Raw genomic sequence first — 24,239 nt, 5'->3', positions numbered from 1 at the left:
AGTGGTGTCACCGCCATTTGCGGACTTTTCGGCATGGGTGTTCAACAGCATTTGCAGCCGGGCGGATTCCTGTCGTCCGATCTCGAATCTGTCAAAGCGGCGGAATACGTCTACGAACATCGCCGAGGCATAAGTCCCAGCCTGGTCATAATGGTTTCCTCCGATAGTGGAGTCGATAGTGCGTCCGCTATCAAGGCAGGCAAGAGCATCGTGAACTTTGCGAAAGGCACTGCAGGTACCACCGGCGTCACATCGTATTGGACGGCCGCATCACCAGACGAGGCCAGAGCGCTACGCGGAAGGTCGGGGAATGATGCGGTAATTCTCGCGACCGCGAAGGACGATGCAGCGGCACGATCCATCAAAGCAGATATCGATGCCATGAGTTTCACAGACACCACGATTCGTATCGGAGGCACCTACGGATTCCTCATCGACGCGAGTCAAGTCGCGGGAGAGGATATTTCCCGCGCGGACCGTCTCGCCGTACCGGCAACACTGATCGTTCTGATATTTGTATTCGGCGGTGTCGTCGCGGCCTCGCTTCCGATCCTGAGCGGCCTGTGCTCGATCGTGATCACCTTGGGGATTCTGCGTCTGTCCGCCGAATTATTCGAAGTATCGATATTTTCATTGAACGTCGCCACCGTCCTCGGGTTGGCGCTGGCCATCGACTACAGCCTGCTGATCGTCACCAGATACAGGGAGGAGCGCACACGGGGACTGGCCACCGAGGCGGCCGTCGTCGCCACGATGCGTGCGGCCGGGCGGACAGTCCTGTACTCGGCGTGCATAGTCGGTGCCGGCCTTGCAGGACTGTTGGTGTTCACGCAGTTCTTCTTGAGATCCTTCGCTTACGTCGGTCTTGCGGTTGTCCTGGCGTCGGCGCTCACTTCGCTCATCCTGGTTCCGGCGGTGTTGCTCGTCATCGGGGACAGGATCGACAAGCCCAATGTCCGCCGGTTGCTTCCGAATTCGTCGCTGCCGTTCTGGTCGAGACTGCGCAAGAAGCCACGACTGATCGAACTGACCAAGATCGCAGTCCGAAGACCGATCTTGTCCGCCTTGGTGAGCATCGCGGCGCTCCTTGCAGTGTGCGCACCCTTCATCTCTGTGAACTTCGGGTACCCCGATGATCGCGTGCTCGCGGCATCCATTCCCAGCAGACAAGTCGGGGACATCATCCGCGAACAGTTCAGCGTCGACTCGCAATCATCCGTCCAGATCGTGCTACCGACAGTACTGGGGCATGACGACAGGCTGACGAAATATTCCGCGGATATCTCCAAGATCGACGGTGTCAAATTCGTGAAAGCGAATAACACTTTCTTCTCCGACGGCCTGCGCATGAGCGGACCCATGGATCCTCGGGTCGAATCCGGGGACGCTGTCCTGACGGTGGCATCGGCGGTCGACCCGTACTCCGATGAAGGTAAGAAACAATTATCCGATATCCGAGCAGTCGAATCACCGGGCCCGGTTCTGGTGGGCGGGTTCGCGGCTATGAACATCGACTCGGTACAATCGGTGGGGAACCGACTTCCCTATGCCGTCCTGATAATGATCTCGGTTACACTTTTCTTGTTGTTCCTATTTACCGGCAGCGTCGTGCTACCTCTAAAAGCAGTTGTTCTGAACACCCTCTCGCTGGCCGCTCCCTTCGGCGCCTTGGTGTGGATCTTCCAAGAAGGGCATCTCGCCAGTTATCTCGGCGTCACAGCCACGGGATACATCGATTCGATGACCCCCGTCCTGGTCTTCTGCATTACCTTCGGGCTATCGATGGACTACGAGGTGTTTCTACTGGCAAGTTTCCGTCGAGAATGGATGAAATCCAGTCGCTCACCGGACGACTTGGCGAATGTGATCGTCTCGAGCGTATCGGCCAGCGCCAGAGTATTCGTCCCCGCCGCATTGGTGATGTCTATCGTGTTCATGACTCTCGCGATGTCTCGCGTTGAATTTCTTCAACTGTTCGGGGTCGGCATGACCCTTGCGGTCCTGACTGATGTCACTCTTATCAGAATGATCCTGGCTCCCGCACTAATGATGCTGATGGGAACCCGGAACTGGTGGGCACCGAGATTTATTTCAGAATGGCATGCCCAGAAGTATCCAGAGTCTGGCGATTACCGAAAACTGCTCTGAGACCGTGTCTCGGGTGGATGACTTCACCAGTCAGCGCGGTCGTCGCCGCGATCGCCTTCATCAGCGGTGGCAGCGCGGCGGCGTCGCGAAGATGCTGTCGAGCGGACCGGCCACGTCAGGGCTGATCCCTTCCTCGGCGAACCATTCCCAGCGGAACAAACGCGTCCGCACCGGCGCGGGGATCCAACACAGCCCCCGAGCGATCCTGGCGAATCGGCCACCACCCTCGAGAATGGAGCGGTGCTCCGCCAAGGCTGCCAGCCGCTGTGCAGCGAACGCACGAACGTCTATCCGGTGGGTGATATCGGAGCGGGCGGTGAAACCGCCGCGGATCGCCGTGGCGGCGTACCCGAACAGCCGGGCCGGCGCGACGAGCTTCACCAGCAGCTCCCGCGGCAGTGTCGCGTCCAGCACCCGAGGCACTCCCGCTTTTGCCGCCGCCATCGCACCGAGCTCGTGAATACGGACGTGGTCACGGTGACCGTAACCGCCGTGGCGGTCGTAGCTGAGCAACACCTCGGGGCATTCTTCCCGCAAAATCGCTGCCAACCGTTCGGCGGCCTCTTCGAGGTCGGCGCGAGCGAAAAGTGTTCGGCCTGGCGGGTTCGGATACAGGATCGGTCCGTGTCCGCTGTCGGCATAGCCGAGATGCTCGACCCTGACCACGCCGAGGATCCCTGCGCTGGCCTGCAACTCACATAGTCGCGGCGCGACCAGCTGGTCGAACTGTTCCATGTGTCCGTCGCAGGCGACCACAATGACGGTGCGGTGGCCGGCATCTGCCAGCTTCGCGAGGGTGCCTCCCGTCAGCAAGATCTCGTCGTCGGGATGGGCATGCAAAGCCACCACTGTCGCCACCTCGACATTATGCACCGCAGCTATAGGTGGCATTCTCCCCCGGTGACCGAGCGCTCCGTCGTGGTCCCCGACAAGACTTCCAGCCACTGCGAGTCAGTTCACCGCCGGGACCCTCTGCGGTCGGCGACATTTCCTTCCACTACGCGTTTCCGCGCCGACGGGTCAGGGCAGTTCGTCGATGCTAACCCGCCGATCCAAGCCACATTCGGAGGGTTCGTCGTTGTCCCAGTTGAGGATCCGCACTCCGTCGGCCGGGTCGAGGTGGGCTTCCACCAGAGCGTGATGACCAGGTCGGCCGAGGCCAGCAGAACCGGGTCGATCGATTTCGGGGTCTCGGCGCTGATGTCGACACCCGACTTCGCGCAGCGATTCGGCGGACAGAGCGTTGGCGGTGGTGCCGGGTGCCGTTCCAGCGGAGCGCCGCCTGCTCGCCACCTTTGGTGGGCCAGCCGGTCGTGCTGCCGCCCCGGGCGCGGGCACACGATCGGAACATGAGCCGGAGTAGGCGGATCCGTCGGGCTCGGGCCAAACGCGTGGCCAGGGCGCATGTGCCCCTGATGTGCGGATCAGCGAGCGGCCCGCTAACACCTACGATCGCGCGGTCGCCGGGCACTTCGAAGGTGACCGAATCATCGGCAGTGCCCATGTGAGTAGGTCGATGTGCTCTCCACCCGGAACTTCGGTAGTTGGATCGAACTTCTCCGGTCGACGTGCATAGTGGAGAGAAGCTTCCGTGAAGAAGGGAGAGTCGCCAAGCTGGGATACCGCCCATGAGCGAGCTCAGCCCTCGGCCGCCAACTGGCCGCAGGCGGCGGCGATCTCCTGGCCGCGGGTATCACGCACAGTGCACGACACACCCTGGGCGATCACCCGGCGCACGAACTCCTTCTCAACCGGCTTCGGGCTGGCATCCCACTCGCTACCCGGTGTCGGGTTGAGCGGGATCAAGTTCACGTGCACGAGCGGGCCGAGCGCCTTGTGCAGCTTCTTGCCGAGCAGGTCCGCCCGCCACGGCTGATCGTTGATATCGCGGATCAACGCGTATTCGATCGACACGCGGCGCCCGGACTTGTCGGCGTAATACCGTGCGGCGTCGAGCACTTCGGCGATCGACCAGCGATTGTTCACCGGAACCAGGGTGTCGCGCAGTTCGTCATCGGGAGTGTGCAGCGACACCGCCAGGCGCACCGACATGTCCTCGTCGGCCAACTTACGGATCGCGGGCGCGAGGCCGACGGTCGACACCGTCACCGACCGCTGCGAGATGCCGAGCCCGTCGGGAGCGGGCGAGGTGATCCGGCGAACCGCGTTCACCACCCGCTTGTAGTTGGCCAGCGGCTCGCCCATCCCCATGAACACGATGTTGGACAGCCGACCCGGACCACCGTGCACCTCGCCGTCGCGCAGATCTGCCGCGGCGGCGCGCACCTGGTCGACGATCTCCGCGGTCGACAGGTTGCGGGTGAGCCCCGCCTGCCCGGTCGCGCAGAACGGACACGCCATCCCACACCCGGCCTGGCTGGAAATGCACAGCGTATTGCGGTCGGGATAGCGCATGAGCACGCTCTCCAGCAGCGTCCCGTCGTGCGCCTTCCACAGTGTCTTGCGGGTATCGCCCTCATCGCAGGCGATATTGCGCACCACCGACAGCAGCGGCGGGAACAGCGTTTCGCCGACCTTGGCGCGCACGTCGGCGGGCAGATCGGTCATCAGCGCCGGATCGGACTGCAGGCGGCCGTAGTACTGACGGGCCAGCTGGTCGGCCCGGAACTTCGGCAATCCCAGCTCCTGCACCGCGGCCTTGCGTTCGTCCGAATCGAGATCGGCGAGGTGGCGCGGCGGCATGCCGCGGCGCGGGGCATCGAACACGAGGGGCAGGGAGATGGCCATAGTTTCACCATTGTCCCAAACGCGGCGTCGGGGTTGCGACGCCGGGCAACGTTATCGACAAGATGCGTGCGCGAGCCATAGCAGTCGGCAATGATCGAACCATGAGTACATCTGCGGAATCCGGTGCGTCACCGGCCGATCACGACCCGCCGCCGACCGATCTCACCGGCAAGCACGGCAAGCCCGCCGAACCGGCGAAGCGAGCGGTATCGGTGCCACGCGACGCTGTGCACGGATCGCGCACCGGCTACGCCTGGATCGCCTTACTGGCCGCCGCCCTGCTCGGCATCGTGCTGCTGATCTTCATCATCCAGAATCTCGACAAGGTCCGCACCAACCTGTTGTTCTGGCACTTCGAACTGCCGCTCGGCATCACCGTATTGCTGTCGCTGATCGCGGGCGCGCTGGTGATGGGCCTGGTCGGCGGGGTGCGAATCCTGCAACTACGGCAGGCCGCCAAGAAGTCCTGACGCTCACACCAGCGCGCTGAGCACCAGCCAGGAGACGAACGCCGAGGGCAGCATCGAGTCGAGGCGATCCATGATTCCGCCGTGCCCCGGCAGCAGCGTCCCCATGTCCTTGATGCCGAGTTCCCGCTTGACCTGCGACTCGATCAGGTCACCGATCGTCGCCACGGCCACCAGCCCGACACCGAGCACCACACCGATCATCGAATTGGCCTCGAGCAGCAGGGTGACGGTCAGCAGACCGCCGATCACGCTGAACACCAGCGAACCGCAGAACCCCTCCCACGACTTCTTCGGGCTGATCGCGGGCACCATCGGATGCCTGCCGAACAGCACTCCGGCGACATAGCCGCCGACATCGGAGCACACGACCAGGATCATGAACGTGAGCACCCGCAGATTGCCGTCGGGTTCGAGCAGCAGCAGCGTCGAGAACGCGGCCAGCAAGGGGATCCAGGTGAGGGTGAACAAGGCGATCGCGGTGTCACGCAGGAAGTTCTTCGGCGCGGTACTGAGTCCGTGATCGAACAGGCGCCACACCATGCACACCAGCGCGGTGGCGGCGAACGCGCCGAGCACCCCGCTCGCCCCCCACGGCCAGCCGAGCCAGAACACCGCCTGACCGCCCACCAGCAGCGGAATCCGTGGCACCAGCACGTCGGCTTCGCGCAGCCGCTTGGTGACCTCCCAGGTCGCGACACCCACGCCGAGCCCCGCGACCGCGATGAACACCTTCGGGACGAACAACAGGATCGCGATCAGCGACAGCCCGAGCGTCAGCCCCACGGCCAGTGCTGCGGGCAGATTGCGCCCGGCCCGTGAAGTCGGGGCAGGCGGCTGCTCGCCCTGCGGCGTGGCCGCGGTCGCGGTCTCCTCGACCTTGTCCGGCATGGGATCCGGTGCCGCCCCGGTGGCGGCGGCGTCTTCGGCCACGATTGTCCCGTCGCTCAACTCGTCGTTCCGTTCATCCCCCGCACGAGCGGGACTGGCGAGATCTGGCGCTCAGACCTCGAGCAGTTCGGCTTCCTTGTGCTTGACCAGCTCGTCGACCTGCGCCACATACTTGGCGGTGGTCTTGTCGAGCTCCTTTTCGGCGCGCCCGACCTCATCCTCACCCGCTTCGCCATCCTTCTGGATGCGGCTCAGTTCGTCCATCGCCTTGCGGCGGACGTTGCGAATCGAGACCTTGGCGTCCTCACCCTTGCTCTTGGCCATCTTCACCATCTCGCGGCGACGTTCCTCGGTGAGCTGCGGCACCGAGATGCGCAGAATGTCGCCGTTGTTGGTCGGGTTCACGCCGAGGTCGGAATTGCGAATGGCGTTCTCGATCAGGCCGAGCGAGCTCTGCTCGTAGGGCTTGATCACGACCATGCGCGGCTCGGGCACGGTAATGCTGGAGACCTGGGTGATCGGGGTGAGCGAGCCGTAGTACTCGATCAGCACACGGGTGAACATGCCAGGGTTGGCGCGACCGGTACGAATGCTGCCCAGGTCGTCCTTCGCCACCGTGACGGCCTTGTCCATCTTCTCCTCGGCATCGAAGAGCGCTTCATCAATCACGACCGAATCCTCCACAGCATCGTCATCGTCATCGTCCGCGGATGCGGGGTCACGACCGAACCAGGGTGCCGATGGGTTCACCGGCGACCGCGCGAGCAATATTGCCCTTGATCAACAAATTGAACACCAGCATCGGCATCTGGTTGTCCATGCAGAGACTGAACGCGGTGGCATCGGCCACCTTCAGGCCCTTTTCGATCACTTCCTTGTGGGTGATCTCGGTGAACATGCTCGCATTCGGGTCCACGCGCGGGTCGGCGTCGAACACGCCGTCGACCGCCTTGGCCATCAACACCACGTCGGCGCCGATCTCCAGCGCGCGCTGGGCGGCGGTGGTGTCGGTGGAGAAGTAGGGCATACCCATGCCCGCGCCGAAGATCACGACACGGCCCTTCTCGAGGTGACGCTTGGCGCGTAGCGGCAGGTAGGGCTCGGCGACCTGGCCCATCGTGATGGCGGTCTGCACGCGGGTGTCCACGCCCTGCTGCTGAAGGAAATCCTGGAGGGCAAGGCTGTTCATCACGGTGCCGAGCATGCCCATATAGTCGGAGCGGGCTCGCTCCATTCCGCGCTCCTCGAGCTCGGCTCCGCGGAAGAAGTTGCCGCCGCCGATCACCACGGCCACCTGCACGCCGGTCTCGACGATCTCGGCGATCTGCTCGGCCACCGTTTGCACGACATCGGGGTCGAGACCGACCCCACCACCACCGAACATCTCCCCACCCAGCTTGAGCAGCACCCGGTTGTATCCAGGGCGGTCGTTACCCGGGTCGGTCATGGGTGTTGGTCTCCTTCGGCGAGGTCGAGAGCAGGGCGAGCAGGCGGCATCCATCCTGCCCTATCAGGTTGCGATCACCCAGAAGTGGGGTCGGTCGATCCACGAGTAAAGCCCCTTCGGCGCGGCATCACACCGCGCCGAAGAGGCTTTTTCGTCAGTTCAGGCGGATCAGGCCTGGCCGACCTCGAAACGAGCGAAACGCTTCACGTTCACGCCCGCCTCTTCCAGAAGCGCCTTGACGGTCTTCTTGGAGTCGGTGACGGCGGACTGCTCGAGCAGCACGACGTCCTTGAAGAAGCCGTTGACGCGGCCTTCGGTGATCTTGACCAGCGCAGCCTCGGGCTTGCCCTCTTCGCGCGCGGTCTCTTCGGCGATGCGACGCTCGGCGTCGACGACGTCGGCGGGCACCTCCTCGCGGGTCAGGTACTTGGCCTTGAGCGCGGCGACCTGCATGCCTGCGGCACGCGCGGCGTCGGCAGCGGCGTCGCCGGTGCCTTCGTACTCCACCAGCACGCCGACGGCGGGCGGCAGGTCCGAAGCACGCTTGTGCAGGTAGGTGGCGACCGCGCCGTCGAAGGACACGACGCGACGCAGTTCCAGCTTCTCGCCGATCTTGGCCGACAGCGCCTGCACGGCGTCGTCAACGGTGCCGTCGGTCAGCTTGAGCGCCTTGAGGGAGTCCAGGTCGGCCGGCTTGGCCGCGGCGGCCGCGGTCACGATGGCGTCGGCCAGCTGCTGGAACTCGGCGTTCTTGGCGACGAAGTCGGTCTCGCAGTTGATCTCGATCATGACGCCGTCCTTGGCGATGACCAGACCCTCGGCGGTCGCACGCTCGGCGCGCTTGCCGACGTCCTTGGCGCCCTTGATGCGCAGCACCTCGACGGCCTTGTCGAAATCGCCGTCGGAGTCGGCCAGCGCGTTCTTGCAGTCCATCATGCCGGAGCCGGTGAGCTCCCGGAGCCGCTTCACATCAGCAGCGGTGTAGTTCGCCATCGGGGGCGAGCCTCCTGTATTTTTGGCGGCTGGCGCCGCGGATTCTCGGCCTGGGAACCTCGATCTTCCCTCCCGCCGGGCACTCCTTCGTCGCACCCTCTGGTCAGTCCAGATCGAGGCGGCCGAGAATCAAGGAAAGAGATTTCTCGGCCGTAGGCCATGCAGTTTTTCGTTCGGTATTACGCCACCTTGCCGACCGCATCTGAATTCAGACGGGCCGGCAAGGTGAACAGTGTGCTACCGGTCAGCTCAGAAGTCGGCCGGGGTGTGCTGCGCCGGGTCGGCCTCGGCCTCAGCCGGGGTCTCGACGGCCGGGGCCTCGGTCGCGGCGGCGACATCGGCTTCGGCAGCCGGGGTCGCCGAGGACAGGAGCTCCTGCTCCCACTCGGCCAGCGGCTCGCCTGCGCCGGCTTCGGGCTTCGCGTCGCCGGAAGCCTGGCCCGCGCGGGCCTGCACGCCCTCGGCCACCGCGGAGGCGACGACCTTGGTGAGCAGTGCGGCGGAACGGATCGCGTCGTCGTTACCCGGGATCGGGTAGTCGACCAGGTCGGGGTCGCAGTTGGTATCCAGGATCGCGATGACCGGGATGTTCAGCTTGCGCGCCTCGCCGACGGCGATGTGCTCCTTGTTGGTATCGACGATCCAGATGGCCGAGGGAACCTTGGCCATGTCACGGATACCACCGAGGGTGCGATCCAGCTTGGTCATCTCACGCGTGAGCATGAGGATTTCCTTCTTGGTGCGACCCTCGAAGCCACCGGTCTGCTCCATCGCCTCGAGTTCTTTGAGGCGCTGCAGGCGCTTGTGCACGGTGGAGAAGTTGGTGAGCATGCCACCCAGCCAACGCTGGTTGACGTAGGGCATTCCGACGCGCAGCGCCTCGGAAGCGATCGACTCCTGGGCCTGCTTCTTGGTGCCGACGAAGAGAACGGTGCCACCGTGGGCAACAGTCTCCTTGACGAACTCGTAGGCCTTGTCGATGAAGGTCAGCGTCTGCTGCAGGTCGATGATGTAGATGCCGTTGCGGTCGGTGAAGATGAACCGCTTCATCTTCGGGTTCCACCGACGAGTCTGGTGGCCGAAGTGCGCGCCGCTGTCGAGCAGCTGCTTCATAGTTACGACAGGCATAGCCCTCGTATCCTCTTTCGTTGCCGGTTGTCGCGGTCGATCGGCGATCGACTGCCCTGGCGCCACCGAAACCGCCGGACCCGATTCGAAGAATCCGGGACCAGCCGACGATTTCCCTGTTCATCCGTTGGAGAACTCGCACTGACATGCCCTTGCGGACCGTCTGCATTTGCGAGCGACGACCGGATGGACGAGCACGGGTGGCGCGCGAAGTCGGTCCGTACCACGCACACGCACTGGCTGCTGAGCACAAACCGCTTGTTCAGTCTACGCGGACCGGGGCCAGGTCCGAAATCGACCCTGCGCAGCGACCGCCCATTTCGCAGATGAAGTGGTCGATATCCACATGCGGGGAAGTTGTCCACAATCCCGAAATCGTTGTCCCGGCGGGGTTGCCCGGCGCCCAGAGTGGGGGCATGAACCCATTGACACGCACCCTGATCACTACGTTTCCGCTGCTCTGTGTGGCCGGAGTCGCCGCTGCACCAGCGGCGGCTCACCCAACGTCGGGCGATGCCGCGGGACCGTCGGTGACTCGGCCCGCCGAGACGACACCCCCAGCCGGGCTGTCGCCGATATGCGCCGGCGGCGACGGTGCCGTCGTCCTCGCGCAGCCACCCGCGAGAAGGGCAGGCGAACCGATTTTCCCATCGCAACGTGCGGCCGCGCCGGGCACGGTACCGATAGCGCCTCCAGTACCGCGGCGGAACGCGGCAGCGGGTTCCTGCGGGCGAGCGCCGGTAGTGGTGCCGGTGATCGTCGTGCCGCGTCGAGAGCTTGTTCCCGCACCGGCTCCGGTGCGGGTGACGATCCACGACCTCGGTTCCGCGCCCGGCCGTCCGCGCGGCGTGGATCAGAGCGCGGGGGCGCGGTCGGAGATCGAGATCGTGGTGCGAACCGGGGGTGGGAGTGGATCGGCGGCGGAGCTTCCCGCGGTTCTGCGGGAGATGTTGCGAACGCTGGCGGCGCCGCAGCGGGTGCCGACACCGCGACCGCACCGCTGAGACCGGGCGATGTTCGACAAGCCCGACACCGCACGGTATGTGCCGACGCTCGCTACCCGTCTTGATTCTCCGAACCGCTCCGTGGTGCCGGACCGAGAAAACGGGTCTCGGAACCTCGAGAATCCCGATGCCGGACCGAAGATGCGGGCTCGCCTTCACGGTCTCGATCGGTCCAGGGTCGGCACTGTGACGCGAGCCGCCGTGGCCGACCGCGACGAGTGGCCTCGCGACGCCGGGAAGTCGCGTCGTGCGGTACGCCGGATCCGGTCGATATTCGGGCGGGTAGTCGGTGTCGTCTGTCTGGTGGCGATTGTGCTCAGTGGTGCGGTACCCGCCGAGGCGGCCGAATCCAGGCCGTTCGGGTGGCCGCTGCGGCCGCGGCCCACAGTGGAACGCAAGTTCGACAAGCCGGAGCGGAATTGGTTGCCGGGGCATCGAGGCGTGGATCTGGCGGGCGCGGCCGGGCAGCAGGTGCTGGCGGCGGGCGACGGCATCGTGGTGTTCGCGGGGGAAGTGGCGAACAAACCGGTGGTGTCCATCGATCATCCGGGCGGCGTGCGCACCACCTACGAACCGGTGCGGGCGCAGGTGAGGGTGGGAAGCCGGGTGAGCAGGGGAACGCCGCTCGGCACCCTGGTGGCCGGACACGAGGGGTGTCCGGTCACCGCCTGCCTGCACTGGGGCGCCCGTCGCGAGTCCGGTGCGCACAACCGGCGCGAATACGTCGACCCGCTCGGACTCCTGCACGAGGTGCCGGTCCGCCTGAAACCGTTGGAGCCATGACGTGACGAACCACTCCACCACCCGGCCCCCACGACGATCGGCTGCGGACGAGAATCGAGACGTGCCAGACAAAACAGCGCCGTTCACCTACCCCGAGGTCGGTGCCACCCGCACCACCATGCCGAGCGGATACCACCGGTTCCGGCTACGACGGCCGGTCGGTCACGGCCGCGATCTGTTCGACCGCGCGGCCACCCACATCCTCGAGTACGGGATGCAGAAGGGCTCCGGCGTCTTCCAGAGCGCCGACACCGAAACCGCCCAGCAGGGAACCGCATTGACGGTGTTCCTCGGAATCGGCCGCCTCGGCATCACCGCACCCTGTCGTGTGGTCTACGTCCTCGACGAACCCGACCGCGCGGGCTTCGCCTACGGGACCCTCCCCGGACACCCCGAGGTCGGTGAAGAACTGTTCGCCGTCGAGTACGACCCCACCGACGACACCGTCTACGGCCTGGTCACCGCCTTCTCCAAGCCGGGCACCTGGTACGTCCGCATCGGTGGCCCCGTCGTCCGCCTGATCCAGCGCTGGTTCGCCCACCGCTACGTGAATACCTTGCCCACCAACGGCTGACGACGCGCCCGACCGGCGCGGATGCAGGCGGGGATCGCTTCCTTCGGCGCCCGTGCCGAGCTACCAACCCTCGCCGAGTCGCTCGATGTCGGCGCTTCGAGACCGGCCGAGGACGATGGCCTCGCGGACTCGGTGGCCGTCACTCACGGACTCGGTGGCCTCAGAGGAGTGCGGCAAGCGCGTCTGCCTCCGCGATCAGCCGATCGCGGCGGTCGATCGCACCGAGGTGCTCGTATTCGGTTGCCGCGAGGCGTCTTTCGTCGATCTCGCGACGAACGATCGCTTCGATCTCGACATCGGTGAGGTCGCGGCGGCTGGCCTCGGCCGCGCCGAGACCAACTGGGCTGGCTTCCATCGCACCGGCTCTCCTCTCACCGACATCGATCGCCTCCGCGTTGTCGATCGCCGCCAGCGCCGAACGTAGCGCCGACACCGCACCGAGGTCGCGGGCCTTCATCGCAGGTTTCAACGCGGCACGCAGCCGCTCGCGCAGGGAAGTCACGCCGACCACACTATTTTCCGGTGCTGCGATCGTCGACCGAGTTCCGTGTCGGCGGCGGTCGCTCGCGAACGCGCGGACACTTTTTGCAGCCGGTAGGCGTTGAAGAAGGCGCGGTTTGCGGTCCCACCGTCGCGGCCATGGCAAACGGACTCCCCCGAATCCCTGTGGATTACACGCTGCTGAACGGCCCGGTCGATCCAGCCGAACGGGCTGACAGGTCACGGCAGGCCGCAGTCACGGCAGGCCGCAGTATGGGCAGGCCGCAGTATGGGCACGACCGGACCACCGGTTGAACAGCACATCAGCCAGGAAGGCGAGGCGGCCGCACTAGCCGTTGAGCAGCAAGGTGACGACGGCGATCAGAGATACGGTCGCTACGGCGAGGGTGGTGGTCGCGACGAATCGGTGACCGGCGCCCGCACGCCCGCGATCGAGCGCGCGGCCGCGGGACCAGCCCACACCGGCCAGGAGCAGCGCGACCGTGGCGGCGGTGAGTGGGAGCACCCAGGTCGGCCGACCGTCGGCCGCCGCTTCGTGGACAAGGAGCAGGGCGCAGGCGGCCGCGCCGAGTGACGTGCGCCGCCAGGCCAGGGCAGTGCGCTCCATCGCAAGAGTGGGTGCGATCACGAGAGCACTACCGCTACGCAAGCGAGTGCGGCTACCACCGCAACGCCGACCGAGAGAACGGGAACCAGGATCGTTCCCGGGAGCGGTCCCCCGTCACGCATCGCGAGATTCACCCGACGCCAGTGCCGGAAAGCGGCGAGCGCGACGACCAGGCCCATGACCAAGCTGATCAACGAGATGACACCGGCGAATCCGGCCAGGCGAGTCGGCTGGACGAGGGTGTGCACCGCGACGCCGCCGGCGAGCAGACCGAGCGAAGTCCTGATCCACGCCAGGAACGTGCGTTCATTGGCGAGGGTGAACCGGTAGTCGACCTCCTCTTCGCCGTCCTCGGATTCGGCCCCGACCTCGGGCAATGTCACTAACCACCACCTCCTCCTGTCCCCATCATGCGCTACCGCGATCCATCCGCTCGTGATCGTCGCGAGCGCGACGCCCACCATGTCGTCCCACCGCCACCTGATCTCTACGCCGCCCTGTTGCCCACCGTCGGCCGTTCGCCCCTCGATGATGCCGCCCCGCGACCCCGCTCGCCCCGCCGATGCCATGCCGCGCTACGGTCCCGCTCTCGCCGATCTGCTCACAGGCGAAGCGCGGCCCGGTACCCGGACTCGTTCCGCAGCGGTCAGCCGCAGGGTGCGCTTGGTCGTGGACTCGTTCCGCCGCTGTCAGCCGTGGAGGCGGACCTGTCGAAGACCCGCACCGCCGCGGTCAACCGCGAGGGCAGACCTGGTCGAAAACCCGCGCCACCGCGGTCAACCGCGAGGGCAGACCTGGTCGAAAACCCGCACCACCGCGGTCAGGCGCGAGGGCAGACCTGGTCGAAAACCCGCACCACCGCGGTCAGGCGCGAGGGCAGACCTGGTCGAAAACCCGCACCACCGCGGTCAGGCGCGGGGGTGGGCCTGGTCGTGGACTCGTTTGAGGCGTTCGACGGAGACGTGGGTGTAGAGCTGGGTGGTTGCCATGCTGGCGTGGCCGAGCAGTTCCTGGACGACGCGGAGGTCGGCGCCGCCCTCGAGGAGGTGGGTGGCTGCGGTGTGGCGTAGACCGTGGGGGCCCATGTCGGGGGCGCCGGGGATCGCGGCGATGACCTCGTGGACGACGGAGCGGGCTTGGCGTTGGTCGAGGCGGCGGCCACGTTGACCGAGGAGCAGGGCGCGGCCGGAATTGTCGTTGACCAGGGACGGGCGGCCGGCGCGGAGCCAGGCGTCGAGCGCGGTGTCGGCGGGACCACCGAACGGCACCGAGCGTTCCTTGTTGCCCTTGCCGAGAACGCGCACGAGGCGACGCTCCCGATCGATGTCATCGATATCGAGACCGCACAGCTCACTGACGCGAATTCCGGTGGCGTACAGCACCTCCACGATCAGCCGGTCCCGCAGTGCCATCGGATCCTGCTGCGCCGCCCCGGATTCCGCCGCATCCATGGCGTGTTCGGCTTGATTGCGGCCGAGCACCGCAGGCAGCACGCGATGTGCTTTCGGGGCCTGCAGTCGCAACCCGGGGTCGACACCGAGCCGCCCGGTCTCGGTCAACCATGCGGTGAAAGTCCTTGCCGCCGATGCCCGCCGGGCCAGGGTCGTCCGCGCCACCCCTACCGCCGCGAGCTCGGCCAACCACGACCGCAACAACGGCAGATCCAGCTCCCGCACCGCCGAATCCGCCGACCGCGCATACAGATGCTCGAGCAACGACCGCACATCCCCCAGATACGCCCGCACCGTATGTGCCGACCGATTCCGCCCCAACCGCAGATGCCGCCCGAACTCGGTAAGCAATGCGGTCAGATCATCAGGCAACACATCCATGACCCAACCGTCACCCTTCCCCGTCCCCCACGCAACCCACCACGCCGCTCCCGGATGCGAGCCGCCCACACCGACCACCCGACGGACTATGCGCCGCACCCACTGCCCTGCCTTGCCCCGCCGTCGCAACCACCCGCTCGCCCGATGGCCGATGCACGCGCGTCAACCGCATGCTCGGCGCCCCTCAGCTCGCCCGTCGGCTGGATGTCCGAAACCATCCGTCGGAGTCGCAGCCGACCAATTCGGCTAGTTCCAGGCTCGGCAGTACTGCTCTGACGGTGGCCAGGTCCAGGCCGGATTGTTGAGATAGTTCTCGAGGAAGGCGGGAGCCGATAGTGGGTAGAGCTGCGTAGATTTCGGCTTCGGCGCCGCGTAGGTGGGCGGCGGTGTCCACCGGGTTGCCTTCGGCGACGGGGAGGCGGAGCGGGCCCGCTTCGTCGATGATGTCCTCGGCGCGGGTTACCAGGAGGGCTTCGCCGTCTCTGATCATGCGGTGGCAGCCTGCCGAGGAAGCCGAGCCGACGGGTCCCGGGACAGCCATGGCCGGTCTGCCCAGCCTGCGGGCCCATTTCACCGTGTTGCGGGCACCGCTGCGTAGACCCGCTTCGACTACCAGGACACCGTCCCCGAGTGTCGCGATCAATCGATTCCTGGCCAGGAACTGGTGTTTCTGGGCCGAGATGCCCGGCGGGTATTCGCTGACGACGAGACCACTTTCGGCAATGGCGGCGAGCAGGCGGTCGTGTTGAGCCGGATACGGGCGATCGACACCGCAGGCGAGGACTGCCACGGTGGTCCCGCCGACGGCCAGCGCCGCCCGATGGGCCGCGGCATCGATACCGAAGGCCGCTCCGGAGACGATCGTCCAGCCCCGACCGGACAGGTCGCACGCGATCTCACTGGCCACCTGCAACCCGTATCCGCTGCTACACCGCGAACCGACCACCGCGACAGCGCGTTCGGACGCGGCGTGGAGCGAGAGCGGGCCCCGCGCCCACAGCACCAGCGGGACCGCCGCCTCGCGATCGCGTTCGGTGTCGAGTTGGTCGAGACCGAGCATCCGCCAGCCGGGCCATTCCTCGTCATCGGGCGTGATGACCCGCCCACCCAGACGCGCGATGGTGTCCAGATCCCTTGCTGCTGAATCGATTTCACGCCGCATGACGGTAGGTCCGCGCAGTGCGGCAGGCAACTCGTGCTCGCGGACAGCACGGGCGGCCTCACACACCCCGACCGAGGCGATCAGTGCCGACAGCGGTGCGCACGGCCCCTGCACCACGCGCGATAGATACACCCAGGCGAGCCTGCGCTCGTCCGGATCCCCATCCAGATCCACCGCACGCACCTCGCTCATTGCGCACCTCGCTGCCGGAAGTTCAACGACGACATCACATCCTGCACGGTGGGCAACTCCCCCTCGCGTAGATCACAGACCGTCCAGGCGACCCGGATCGCCCGGTCGGCGCCACGAGCCGACATTCGCCCCAGTCGTAAAGCCGTCTCGATCGGTGCGATCGACTCCCGTGGCAGTTTGAATCGCTTTCGCAGGACATGGCCTGGCACTTCGGCATTGGTCGTCCACCCGTCCTCGCTCCACCGCTGCGCGGCGCGGGCTCTGGCTCGGGCAACGCGCGCGGCCACGGTGGTGCTGCTCTCGGCCTGCTCGTCACCGAACGGCGCGCCGGCCTGCCCATGCATCTGGACCCAGATATCGATGCGATCGAGCAGAGGTCCCGATAGTTTTCCCAGGTAGCGGCGCCGAGCCAGCGGTGCGCAGATGCAGTCGACATCGCGCGCCGGTGCACACGGACAGGGATTGGCCGCCAGCACGAGCTGGAAGCGGGCCGGATACCGCGCCACACCGTCGCGCCGGGCTATGCGCACTTCTCCCTCCTCGAGCGGAGTCCGCAGTGCTTCCAGAACTTTGGTGCCGATCTCGGCGCATTCGTCGAGGAACAGCACCCCACGATGCGCCCGGCTCACCGCGCCGGGACGAGCCATGCCGGAACCGCCGCCGATCATGGCGGTCACCGACGTCGAATGATGCGGTGCGACAAAGGGAGCCAGCGTGAGCAACGGCTGCTCGGCCGAGAGCGATCCCGCCATCGAGTGGATCGCGGTGACCTCCAAGGATTCCGCTTCCGACAGCGGTGGCAACAGCCCTGGAAGGCGTTGCGCCAACATCGTTTTGCCGATGCCGGGCGGTCCGGTGAGCAGCAAGTGATGTCCGCCCGCCGCCGCGACCTCCAACGCCCAGCGCGCCTCGTCCTGACCGACGACATCGCTGAGGTCGCCGCACGGCATCTGTGTCCCCGGCACGACACCGTCGGGTTCGAGCAGCGTGCCCTCCCCGCGCAGCCACGCCACCACCGCTCGCAGGCTCGTCGCCCCGAGTACCTCGATCCCCTCGACAAGCCCCGCTTCGGCAACCGCTTCGGCGGGCACGACAACAGTGGGCAGCCCGGCCGCCCGCGCCGCGATCACGGCGGGCAACACTCCACGCACCCGCCGAACCCGACCGTCGAGCGCCAACTCCCCCAGCAGCACCGTCTTCACCAGCCGCTCGCCGGGCACCGCACCGGAGGCATCGAGCACGGAAACAGCCAGCGCGAGGTCGTACACGCTTCCTACCTTCGGAAGCGTTGCCGGTGAGAGTGCCAGGATCACCCGACCGTCCGGCCACTTCTCCCCCGTATTGGCCACCGCGGAACGCACCCGATTGCGCGATTCCTGCAGCGCGGTATCGGGCAGACCGACGAGATTCACCGAGGGCAGACCCTGACCGATATCGGCCTCGATCTCCACCAGCTGTCCGTCGACCCCGGTCACCGCCACCGACAACGCCCGTCCGAGAGCCATCAGAAGGCCGCGGTCAGATGATCGATGACCGGCCCGCGCCCCCGCGGAACCAGCACCGACACGACGTCGAAGCGAATCCGCCGCCACGGCCCGTCCTGCTCGGCCAGCCACAGCAGCGCCAGCCGCCGAATCCGCTGCTGCTTGCTGAACGTGACCGACTCGGCGGGAATACCGAACCCCAGCCCCGATCTCGTCTTCACCTCGACGAATACGGTGACCGACGGGTCCCCGACGATCAGATCCAGCTCACCGTATCGACACCGCCAATTGCGGGCGACGATCTCCATCCCGGTCTCGCAGAGGTACTGCGCGGCCAGTTTCTCCCCGTATGCGCCGAGCGCCTGATTGTGTGCCATGAGCGAAAGCATGGCCATAAGCTCTCGCGCGGATGACCCACGCGACCTGGGCAAACAGAAAACCTGTGGATAACCGCGCCCCTGTGGACAACTACTCCGGCAGGCGCAGGTCCGGCTTCTCCAGCTCCTCGATGTTCACGTCCTTGAACGTGATCACCCGAACATGCTTGACGAACCGAGCCGGGCGGTACATATCCCACACCCACGCATCGCTCATCCGCACTTCGAAATACACCTCGCCGTCGGCGTTCTGCGGGCGCAGTTCGACAGAATTGGCCAGGTAGAAGCGCCGTTCGGTCTCCACCACGTACGAGAACTGGCCGACGATGTCCTTGTACTCGCGGTACAACGACAGTTCCATCTCGGTTTCGTACTTCTCGAGGTCCTCAGCACTCATCGGGTGGGACGTCCTCCTGCTAGCAGCGCCGCGTTCATTGCTGACATCATCGCGCATGTGCCGCCGGAGTAGCCACTCGGCTACCTCCGGGCACCTCGAGCTCGCGCACATTACGCCAGGAACGACGGTGCTCTGTGCTGGGTCCGAGCTGCCGCAGGGCCGCGGTGTGCTCGGGCGTGTTGTAGCCCTTGTGCGCGGCGAAACCGTAGCCGGGCAGCTGTGCGTCGAGCTCGACCATCATCCGGTCCCTGGTCACTTTCGCCAGGATGCTCGCGGCCGCGATGCAGGCCGCGGTGCCGTCGCCGCCGATCACCGGCAGCGAGGGGGCGGGCAGGCCGGGGACCTTGAATCCGTCGGTCAGGATGTAGCCGGGGGTGCGTTCGAGGCCTGCGACGGCTCGGCGCATGCCCTCGATATTGGCGACGTGGATGCCGATCGAGTCGATCTCCCACGCGGGCACCACGACGACGCTCCAGGCCAGCGCCAATCGCTGAACCACCGGGAACAGCTCCTCACGAGCCGCCTCCGTGAGTTTCTTGGAGTCGTCTAGCCCGGCAAGCTTGTCGTAGGCCTTGGGCGCCAGCAGGCACGCGGCGACCACCAGCGGGCCCGCGCAGGGTCCGCGCCCCGCCTCGTCGACACCAGCCACCGGCGCGAGGCCACCGCGCACGAGCGCTGCCTCGAGCGTGCGTAGGCCGCCCGCCCGGCGCATCACCATCCGCGGCGGCCAGCTGGTCCGATCCTGCCCCACAGTTCGATTGTCCCGTCGCGTCAGTTCTCCTGGGCGTTCTGGGTGCACTCGACCCGGAACACCCGTCCTCAACGTGTCAGTTCTCTTGCGCGTTTTGCGTTTTTACTGGGCCGATCCTGTTCGGTGGCCAGATCTTGAACACCGTCTTGCCGCGGACGTTGTCCACCGGCACCGTGCCCTGCAGATCGTCGCTGACGTGGGCGCGCGAATCAGCCGACTCATTGCGGTTGTCGCCCATCACCCACAGATTGCCCTCGGGCACCTTTACCGGACCGAACACCCGGCCCGCCGGGTACACGGCGTTGGGGCGGTCGGTGAACCAGGGGTAATCCTTCTTGATGTACGGCTCGTCGAGCGGTTTGCCGTCGACCATGACGCGGCCCTGCGGATCGCAGCACTGCACGGTCTGCCCGCCGACCGCGATGACGCGCTTGACCAGATCGTTCTCGTCCGGCGGGACCAGCCCGAAGTAGGACAGGAAATTCTGCAGCCCGCGCACAACGCTGTTGTCGGAACGCACCGACTTGTAGTGCCCGTTCCACGACGGCGGTCCGACGAAGACCACCACGTCGCCCGGCCCGGGTTCGGAGCCGTAGTAGCTGATCTTCTGGACGTAGATGCGATCACCGATCTGCAGCGTGTTCTCCATCGACTGCGACGGGATCACATACGGCCGACCGACGAAAGTCACCATCAGCGCGGCGATCACCGCCGCGATCACGATCAGTATCGGCAGCTCCTGCCAGAACGGGCGCTGCTTCTTGTCGCCGCGCTTCTTTCTGCGCCGCCCACCTTCGTCACCCGAATCGGACACCGACACCGACCCACTTTCGTCTGCCACGCCGAACAGAGTAGCCCGGCACCCTGACGTGAGTCGGGTACCGGGCTACCTGAAGAATTCTGGTACTGCCAAGTGCTACTGCGAGATCAGCGCTTTTCCTTGATCTTGGCAGCCTTGCCGCGCAGGTCGCGCAGGTAGTACAGCTTGGCGCGACGCACGTCACCGCGGGTCACGACATCGATGTGGTCGATGTTGGGGCTGTGCACGGGGAAGGTGCGCTCGACGCCGACGCCGAAGGACACCTTGCGGACCGTGAAGGTCTCGCCGATGCCGCCGCCGTGACGCCGGATCACGACGCCCTTGAAGACCTGGATGCGCTCCTTCGAGCCTTCGATGACCTTCACGTGCACGTTCAGGGTGTCGCCCGGACGGAACGCGGGGACATCGCTACGCAGCGACTTCTCGTCGACGAAATCAAGGGTGTTCATTTTCCACCTTTTCGGATTCTTCGCGTGAACAGAGGAACCTGGCGACACTCGCGCGCTCGACCGGTTCATGCTCAGAACAGGAGTGCTCTCGGACATGACTCGTCCAAGGCAACCGGTTCATTGTGCCAGACCGGGTAGCCACGACTGAAATCGGGCCTCACCCGTCGCTTGGCTGGTCGGACCCGGTGTCGGTCCGACGGCGCGGCAGCAGATGCGGGTGCGGCGGCGGGGCGGACGGCGCGGGGACGACGGTGCGGGCCAACTCGGCCTCGGCGGCGGTGCGTGCGTGCTCGACATCGGGTTTGCCCGCGATCAGGTCCTGGACGAAGATCTTCGCGCGGATGACCGGGCGGCGATACCGCCGCTCCCGCTCGACCGCCCGATTCATGGTCTTGGGCCGGTTACCGTAGCGCCAGCGCGCCCACGGCGCACCTGGCCTGCTCAACCGCACGGCGCCGACCAGGAGCAGCGGGGTGAAGAACATGCCGAACAGTCCGGTCCAGATCTTGCCCTTGGCGATCACCACCGCCGCGAGCAACAGGTTCACCGCGGTCGTGATGGCCACGCCCACGCGCACCCCGACACCGCGCGACGACCGGAAATCGTCGTAGTCCAGAAAGGTCGAAGGCTGCACGCCGAGCAGGAGCAGGCCGGTCACCGCGAGCGCGACGAATACCGCATCCACCGAGGTGCGGCCCTGTTCGGACCAGTAGACGTCACGCAGATAGAAGATCAGCGCGAACTCGTCGAGTACCAGCGCGGCGCCGATCCCGAACAACGCGGACAGCACGCTCGAGGTGACCTGGGTGGAGTCCTCGGCGGTAGCGATCAGCCCGATGCCCGACAGCAGCACCGTGATCACGCCGAACACCATGTGATGGATATGGGTGTCGCCTGCCTTCACATTGCCCGGCCACCAGCGCACCTTGGCCCGGATCATCCGCACGCTGACCCGGATCACCACGAAACCGAGGATGAACCCCAGCAGGAAACAGAGCAGGGGCAGGCGGCCGTGCGCGATCACCTCGTGTTCGAGCCACCGTCCCATGCCGCCTGCCCTGTCGTCGAGTGCCTACTTGTTGCCGAAACCGGCCTTGCGCAGCGCGTCGGCCATCGATCCCGTCGGTGCGGCAGCCGGCTTGCGCTGGTTGCCGCCACCGTTCCCGTTGCCCTGACGAGCCTGTCCCTGATTGCGAGCAGGCGCCTGGCCGCGACCGCCCTGTCCACGACCCTGACCGCGCGGCCCACCACCACCACGATTGTCCCCCTGCGCAGGCTTGCCCGGCTCGTCGTCGAGACGCAGGGTGAGTCCGATCCGCTGACGCGCGACATCGACCTCGAGCACCTTCACCTTCACCACGTCACCGGACTTCACCACTTCGCGCGGATCCTTGACGAAGTTGTGCGACAGCGCCGACACGTGCACGAGACCGTCCTGGTGCACGCCGACATCGACGAACGCGCCGAACGCGGCCACATTCGTGACGACGCCTTCGAGCACCATCCCCGGCTTCAGATCGGCGACCTTCTCGATGCCGGCGGCGAATTCGGCGGTCTTGAATTCCGGGCGCGGGTCGAGGCCCGGCTTCTCCAGCTCGGCGATGATGTCGCTGACCGTGGGCACACCGAACTTCTCATCGGTGAAGTCGCCGGGCTTCAGCGCACGCAAGGTGCTGGTGTTGCCGATGACCTCGGCCATCTCCCGGCCGGTGTGTTCGAGAATGCGGCGCACCACCGGGTAGGCCTCGGGGTGCACGGCGGAGGTGTCGAGGGGGTCGGCACCGCCACGAATGCGCAGGAAGCCCGCGCACTGTTCGAAAGCCTTGGGGCCCAGGCGCGGTACCTCGAGCAAGGCCGTACGGCTGCGGAACGGACCGTTCTGATCACGGTGGGCCACAATGCTTTCCGCCACCGACCCCGACACTCCCGACACCCGCGACAGCAGCGGCACCGAGGCGGTGTTCACGTCGACACCGACGGCGTTCACCGCGTCTTCGACGACCGCGCCCAGCGAGCGCGCCAGCAGCGTCTCGGACACGTCGTGCTGGTACTGGCCGACACCGATCGACTTGGGATCGATCTTCACCAGTTCGGCGAGCGGGTCCTGCAGACGCCGGGCGATGGAGACCGCGCCGCGCAGCGACACGTCCATGTCGGGCAGTTCGGCCGAGGCGTAGGCCGAGGCGGAGTACACCGAGGCGCCCGCCTCCGAGACCACGATCTTGGTCGGCTTGTCCTCCGGGATCCGCGAGATCAGTTCCACTGCAAGGGCATCGGTCTCGCGCGAGGCGGTGCCGTTGCCGATCGCGATGAGCTCCACGTTGAAGCGGGCGACGAGCGCGGCCAGCACGGCAAGGGATTTCTCGGTCTGACCCTGCGGCTTGTGCGGGTAGATGACCTCGGTCGCGACGGCCTTACCCGTGGCGTCGACGACGGCGACCTTCACACCGGTGCGGTAACCCGGGTCGAGGCCCATGGTGGTGCGGGTACCCGCGGGCGCGGCGAGCAGCAGGTCACGCAGGTTCGCGGCGAACACGTCGACCGCGTCCTTCTCCGCGGCCTGACGCAACCGCATCCTGGTATCGATACCCAGGCTCACCGCCAGCTTCGTGCGCCAAGCCCAGCGGACGGTGTCGAGCAGCCAGGAATCGGCCGGACGGCCCTTGTCGGCGATGCCGAAGGCGACCGCGATGCGGCCCTCATAGATCGTGCGCTCGCCGGGCACCGGCTCTTCGGTGTCGGCTTCGAGGTGCAGCGTGAGCATCTCTTCCTTCTCCCCGCGCAGCAGCGCCAGGATCCGGTGCGATGGCAGCTTCTGGAAAGGCTCGCTGAACTCGAAGTAGTCGGAGAACTTGGCCCCCGCCTCCTCCTTGCCCGCGCGCACCGTGGAGGTGACCTGGCCGCGGTTCCACATCAGTTCACGCAGCTCACCGACCAGGTCGGCGTCTTCGGCGAAGCGTTCGACGAGGATCGAGCGGGCACCGTCGAGCTGTTCGGCGGTGTATCCGGCCGGATCGGTGCTCGGGTCGCCGATCAGTGCGTCGGCCACCGGCTCGTGTCCGGCTTCGCGCGCGATCTGAGCCTTGGTGCGGCGCTTGGGTTTGTACGGCAGGTAGATGTCTTCCAGGCGCGCCTTGGTCTCGGCGAGCATGAGCTGCGAGTGCAGAGCGGGATCGAGTTTGCCCTGGCCGCGGATGGATTCGATGATCGCGCCGCGGCGCTCGTCGAGCTCACGCAGATAGCCGAGCCGTTCCTCGAGCTGACGCAACTGGGCATCGTCGAGCCCGTCGGTGACCTCCTTGCGGTATCGCGCGATGAACGGAACCGTCGAACCGCCATCGAGCAGTTCGACGGCGGCGCGGACCTGGGTCTCGCGCACCCCCAGTTCATCGGCGATCCGCCTGCCTACGCTGGCGATGGTGGTCGTGCTGTCGGCGATCTCAGGCGCTGTCGTCACAGCCGCAGAGACTACAGCTCCGCACCG

General features: G+C 66.2%; 25 protein-coding genes and 1 pseudogene. 5 read left to right on the top strand and 21 right to left on the bottom strand.

Features of this window, described 5'->3' with window-relative positions; genetic code table 11:
* Positions 1-33: 33 nt before the first annotated feature.
* Positions 34-2,148 carry an MMPL family transporter gene (locus tag ACFWO8_RS27350; RefSeq protein ID WP_378965457.1) on the top strand — a complete coding sequence of 705 codons (2,115 nt, stop codon included), beginning with the start codon at positions 34-36 and terminating at the stop codon, positions 2,146-2,148.
* A 60-nt stretch (positions 2,149-2,208) separates the two neighbouring features.
* On the opposite strand, the gene ACFWO8_RS27345 is transcribed toward ACFWO8_RS27350, so the two are convergent.
* The 3 genes and pseudogenes from ACFWO8_RS27345 to rlmN all read right to left on the bottom strand — a co-directional run bounded on the left by ACFWO8_RS27345 (position 2,209) and on the right by rlmN (position 4,896).
* A complete protein-coding gene (locus ACFWO8_RS27345) occupies positions 2,209-3,006 on the bottom strand; it encodes a PIG-L deacetylase family protein (RefSeq protein WP_378965451.1) in 798 nt (265 codons plus the stop codon).
* Positions 3,007-3,198: 192 nt separating this feature from the next.
* A pseudogene (locus ACFWO8_RS27340) lies at positions 3,199-3,423 on the bottom strand (low molecular weight phosphatase family protein); the annotation flags it as partial.
* A 363-nt stretch (positions 3,424-3,786) separates the two neighbouring features.
* On the bottom strand, positions 3,787-4,896 hold the full coding sequence (gene rlmN, locus ACFWO8_RS27335; RefSeq protein WP_301902122.1) for a 23S rRNA (adenine(2503)-C(2))-methyltransferase RlmN: 1,110 nt from the start codon (positions 4,894-4,896) through the stop codon (positions 3,787-3,789).
* A gap of 101 nt (positions 4,897-4,997) precedes the next feature.
* Between rlmN and ACFWO8_RS27330 the strand changes: the two genes are divergently transcribed.
* Positions 4,998-5,366 carry a lipopolysaccharide assembly LapA domain-containing protein gene (locus tag ACFWO8_RS27330; protein WP_378965435.1) on the top strand — a complete coding sequence of 123 codons (369 nt, stop codon included), beginning with the start codon at positions 4,998-5,000 and terminating at the stop codon, positions 5,364-5,366.
* 3 nt (positions 5,367-5,369) lie between these two features.
* Here ACFWO8_RS27330 and ACFWO8_RS27325 read toward each other — a convergent pair whose 3' ends face one another.
* The 5 genes from ACFWO8_RS27325 to rpsB form a co-directional block, all read right to left on the bottom strand.
* Positions 5,370-6,254, bottom strand: coding sequence for a phosphatidate cytidylyltransferase (locus ACFWO8_RS27325; RefSeq protein WP_378965536.1), 885 nt, complete (start codon positions 6,252-6,254; stop codon positions 5,370-5,372).
* Positions 6,255-6,365: 111 nt separating this feature from the next.
* Positions 6,366-6,923 carry a ribosome recycling factor gene (gene frr, locus ACFWO8_RS27320; RefSeq protein WP_358187502.1) on the bottom strand — a complete coding sequence of 186 codons (558 nt, stop codon included), beginning with the start codon at positions 6,921-6,923 and terminating at the stop codon, positions 6,366-6,368.
* A 49-nt stretch (positions 6,924-6,972) separates the two neighbouring features.
* Positions 6,973-7,701 carry a UMP kinase gene (gene pyrH, locus ACFWO8_RS27315; protein ID WP_378607015.1) on the bottom strand — a complete coding sequence of 243 codons (729 nt, stop codon included), beginning with the start codon at positions 7,699-7,701 and terminating at the stop codon, positions 6,973-6,975.
* 168 nt (positions 7,702-7,869) lie between these two features.
* Positions 7,870-8,694: a translation elongation factor Ts gene (gene tsf / locus ACFWO8_RS27310; RefSeq protein ID WP_378965427.1), complete on the bottom strand. Its 825-nt coding sequence runs from the start codon at positions 8,692-8,694 to the stop codon at positions 7,870-7,872.
* 249 nt (positions 8,695-8,943) lie between these two features.
* Entirely contained in the window at positions 8,944-9,822 is an 879-nt protein-coding gene (gene rpsB / locus ACFWO8_RS27305) for a 30S ribosomal protein S2 (protein ID WP_378965423.1), read from the bottom strand.
* Positions 9,823-10,583: 761 nt separating this feature from the next.
* Here rpsB and ACFWO8_RS27300 point away from each other — a divergent pair.
* The 3 genes from ACFWO8_RS27300 to ACFWO8_RS27290 all read left to right on the top strand — a co-directional run bounded on the left by ACFWO8_RS27300 (position 10,584) and on the right by ACFWO8_RS27290 (position 12,183).
* Entirely contained in the window at positions 10,584-10,826 is a 243-nt protein-coding gene (locus ACFWO8_RS27300; RefSeq protein WP_378965420.1) for a hypothetical protein, read from the top strand.
* A gap of 300 nt (positions 10,827-11,126) precedes the next feature.
* On the top strand, positions 11,127-11,609 hold the full coding sequence (locus tag ACFWO8_RS27295) for a M23 family metallopeptidase (RefSeq protein ID WP_378965532.1): 483 nt from the start codon (positions 11,127-11,129) through the stop codon (positions 11,607-11,609).
* A gap of 61 nt (positions 11,610-11,670) precedes the next feature.
* Complete coding sequence (locus ACFWO8_RS27290) at positions 11,671-12,183, top strand: DUF1990 family protein (RefSeq protein WP_378965416.1); 513 nt, start codon at positions 11,671-11,673, stop codon at positions 12,181-12,183.
* Between the two features lie 160 nt (positions 12,184-12,343).
* Here ACFWO8_RS27290 and ACFWO8_RS27285 read toward each other — a convergent pair whose 3' ends face one another.
* From ACFWO8_RS27285 to ACFWO8_RS27225, 13 genes are all read right to left on the bottom strand, one after another.
* A complete protein-coding gene (locus tag ACFWO8_RS27285; protein WP_378965412.1) occupies positions 12,344-12,685 on the bottom strand; it encodes a hypothetical protein in 342 nt (113 codons plus the stop codon).
* Positions 12,686-13,012: 327 nt separating this feature from the next.
* A complete protein-coding gene (locus ACFWO8_RS27280) occupies positions 13,013-13,291 on the bottom strand; it encodes a DUF202 domain-containing protein (RefSeq protein ID WP_378965409.1) in 279 nt (92 codons plus the stop codon).
* A gap of 17 nt (positions 13,292-13,308) precedes the next feature.
* On the bottom strand, positions 13,309-13,674 hold the full coding sequence (locus ACFWO8_RS27275; protein WP_378965405.1) for a YidH family protein: 366 nt from the start codon (positions 13,672-13,674) through the stop codon (positions 13,309-13,311).
* Between the two features lie 525 nt (positions 13,675-14,199).
* A complete protein-coding gene (locus tag ACFWO8_RS27270; RefSeq protein WP_378965402.1) occupies positions 14,200-15,123 on the bottom strand; it encodes a tyrosine recombinase XerC in 924 nt (307 codons plus the stop codon).
* 184 nt (positions 15,124-15,307) lie between these two features.
* On the bottom strand, positions 15,308-16,477 hold the full coding sequence (dprA, locus tag ACFWO8_RS27265; protein WP_378965394.1) for a DNA-processing protein DprA: 1,170 nt from the start codon (positions 16,475-16,477) through the stop codon (positions 15,308-15,310).
* Positions 16,474-17,982, bottom strand: a complete 1,509-nt coding sequence (locus ACFWO8_RS27260) for a YifB family Mg chelatase-like AAA ATPase (RefSeq protein ID WP_378965385.1) — start codon at positions 17,980-17,982, stop codon at positions 16,474-16,476. Before ACFWO8_RS27260 ends, dprA begins: the two co-directional genes overlap by 4 nt.
* Positions 17,982-18,338, bottom strand: coding sequence for a YraN family protein (locus tag ACFWO8_RS27255; RefSeq protein ID WP_378965380.1), 357 nt, complete (start codon positions 18,336-18,338; stop codon positions 17,982-17,984). The genes ACFWO8_RS27260 and ACFWO8_RS27255 overlap by 1 nt, the downstream gene beginning before the upstream one ends.
* A gap of 91 nt (positions 18,339-18,429) precedes the next feature.
* Positions 18,430-18,735, bottom strand: a complete 306-nt coding sequence (locus ACFWO8_RS27250; protein WP_011210678.1) for a DUF2469 domain-containing protein — start codon at positions 18,733-18,735, stop codon at positions 18,430-18,432.
* Positions 18,736-18,781: 46 nt separating this feature from the next.
* Positions 18,782-19,486 (bottom strand): ribonuclease HII, encoded by a 705-nt coding sequence (locus ACFWO8_RS27245; RefSeq protein ID WP_378912402.1) that lies wholly within the window; start codon positions 19,484-19,486, stop codon positions 18,782-18,784.
* 76 nt (positions 19,487-19,562) lie between these two features.
* Positions 19,563-20,306, bottom strand: coding sequence for a signal peptidase I (gene lepB / locus ACFWO8_RS27240; RefSeq protein WP_378965528.1), 744 nt, complete (start codon positions 20,304-20,306; stop codon positions 19,563-19,565).
* A gap of 107 nt (positions 20,307-20,413) precedes the next feature.
* Positions 20,414-20,755, bottom strand: a complete 342-nt coding sequence (rplS, locus tag ACFWO8_RS27235) for a 50S ribosomal protein L19 (RefSeq protein ID WP_056811812.1) — start codon at positions 20,753-20,755, stop codon at positions 20,414-20,416.
* A 157-nt stretch (positions 20,756-20,912) separates the two neighbouring features.
* The gene (locus tag ACFWO8_RS27230; RefSeq protein ID WP_378965371.1) at positions 20,913-21,803 is read right to left on the bottom strand and encodes a hypothetical protein; all 891 of its coding nucleotides are present in this window, start codon (positions 21,801-21,803) and stop codon (positions 20,913-20,915) included.
* A 24-nt stretch (positions 21,804-21,827) separates the two neighbouring features.
* A complete protein-coding gene (locus tag ACFWO8_RS27225) occupies positions 21,828-24,212 on the bottom strand; it encodes a Tex family protein (RefSeq protein WP_378965366.1) in 2,385 nt (794 codons plus the stop codon).
* Positions 24,213-24,239 lie beyond the last annotated feature (27 nt).

Origin of the sequence: Nocardia sp. NPDC058480 (assembly GCF_042720495.1) — a bacterium.
In the GTDB taxonomy this organism is placed as follows: Bacteria; Actinomycetota; Actinomycetes; order Mycobacteriales; family Mycobacteriaceae; genus Nocardia.
The sequence above is the reverse complement of the archived record's forward strand: the minus strand, read 5'-3'. Positions and strand labels throughout refer to the sequence as shown.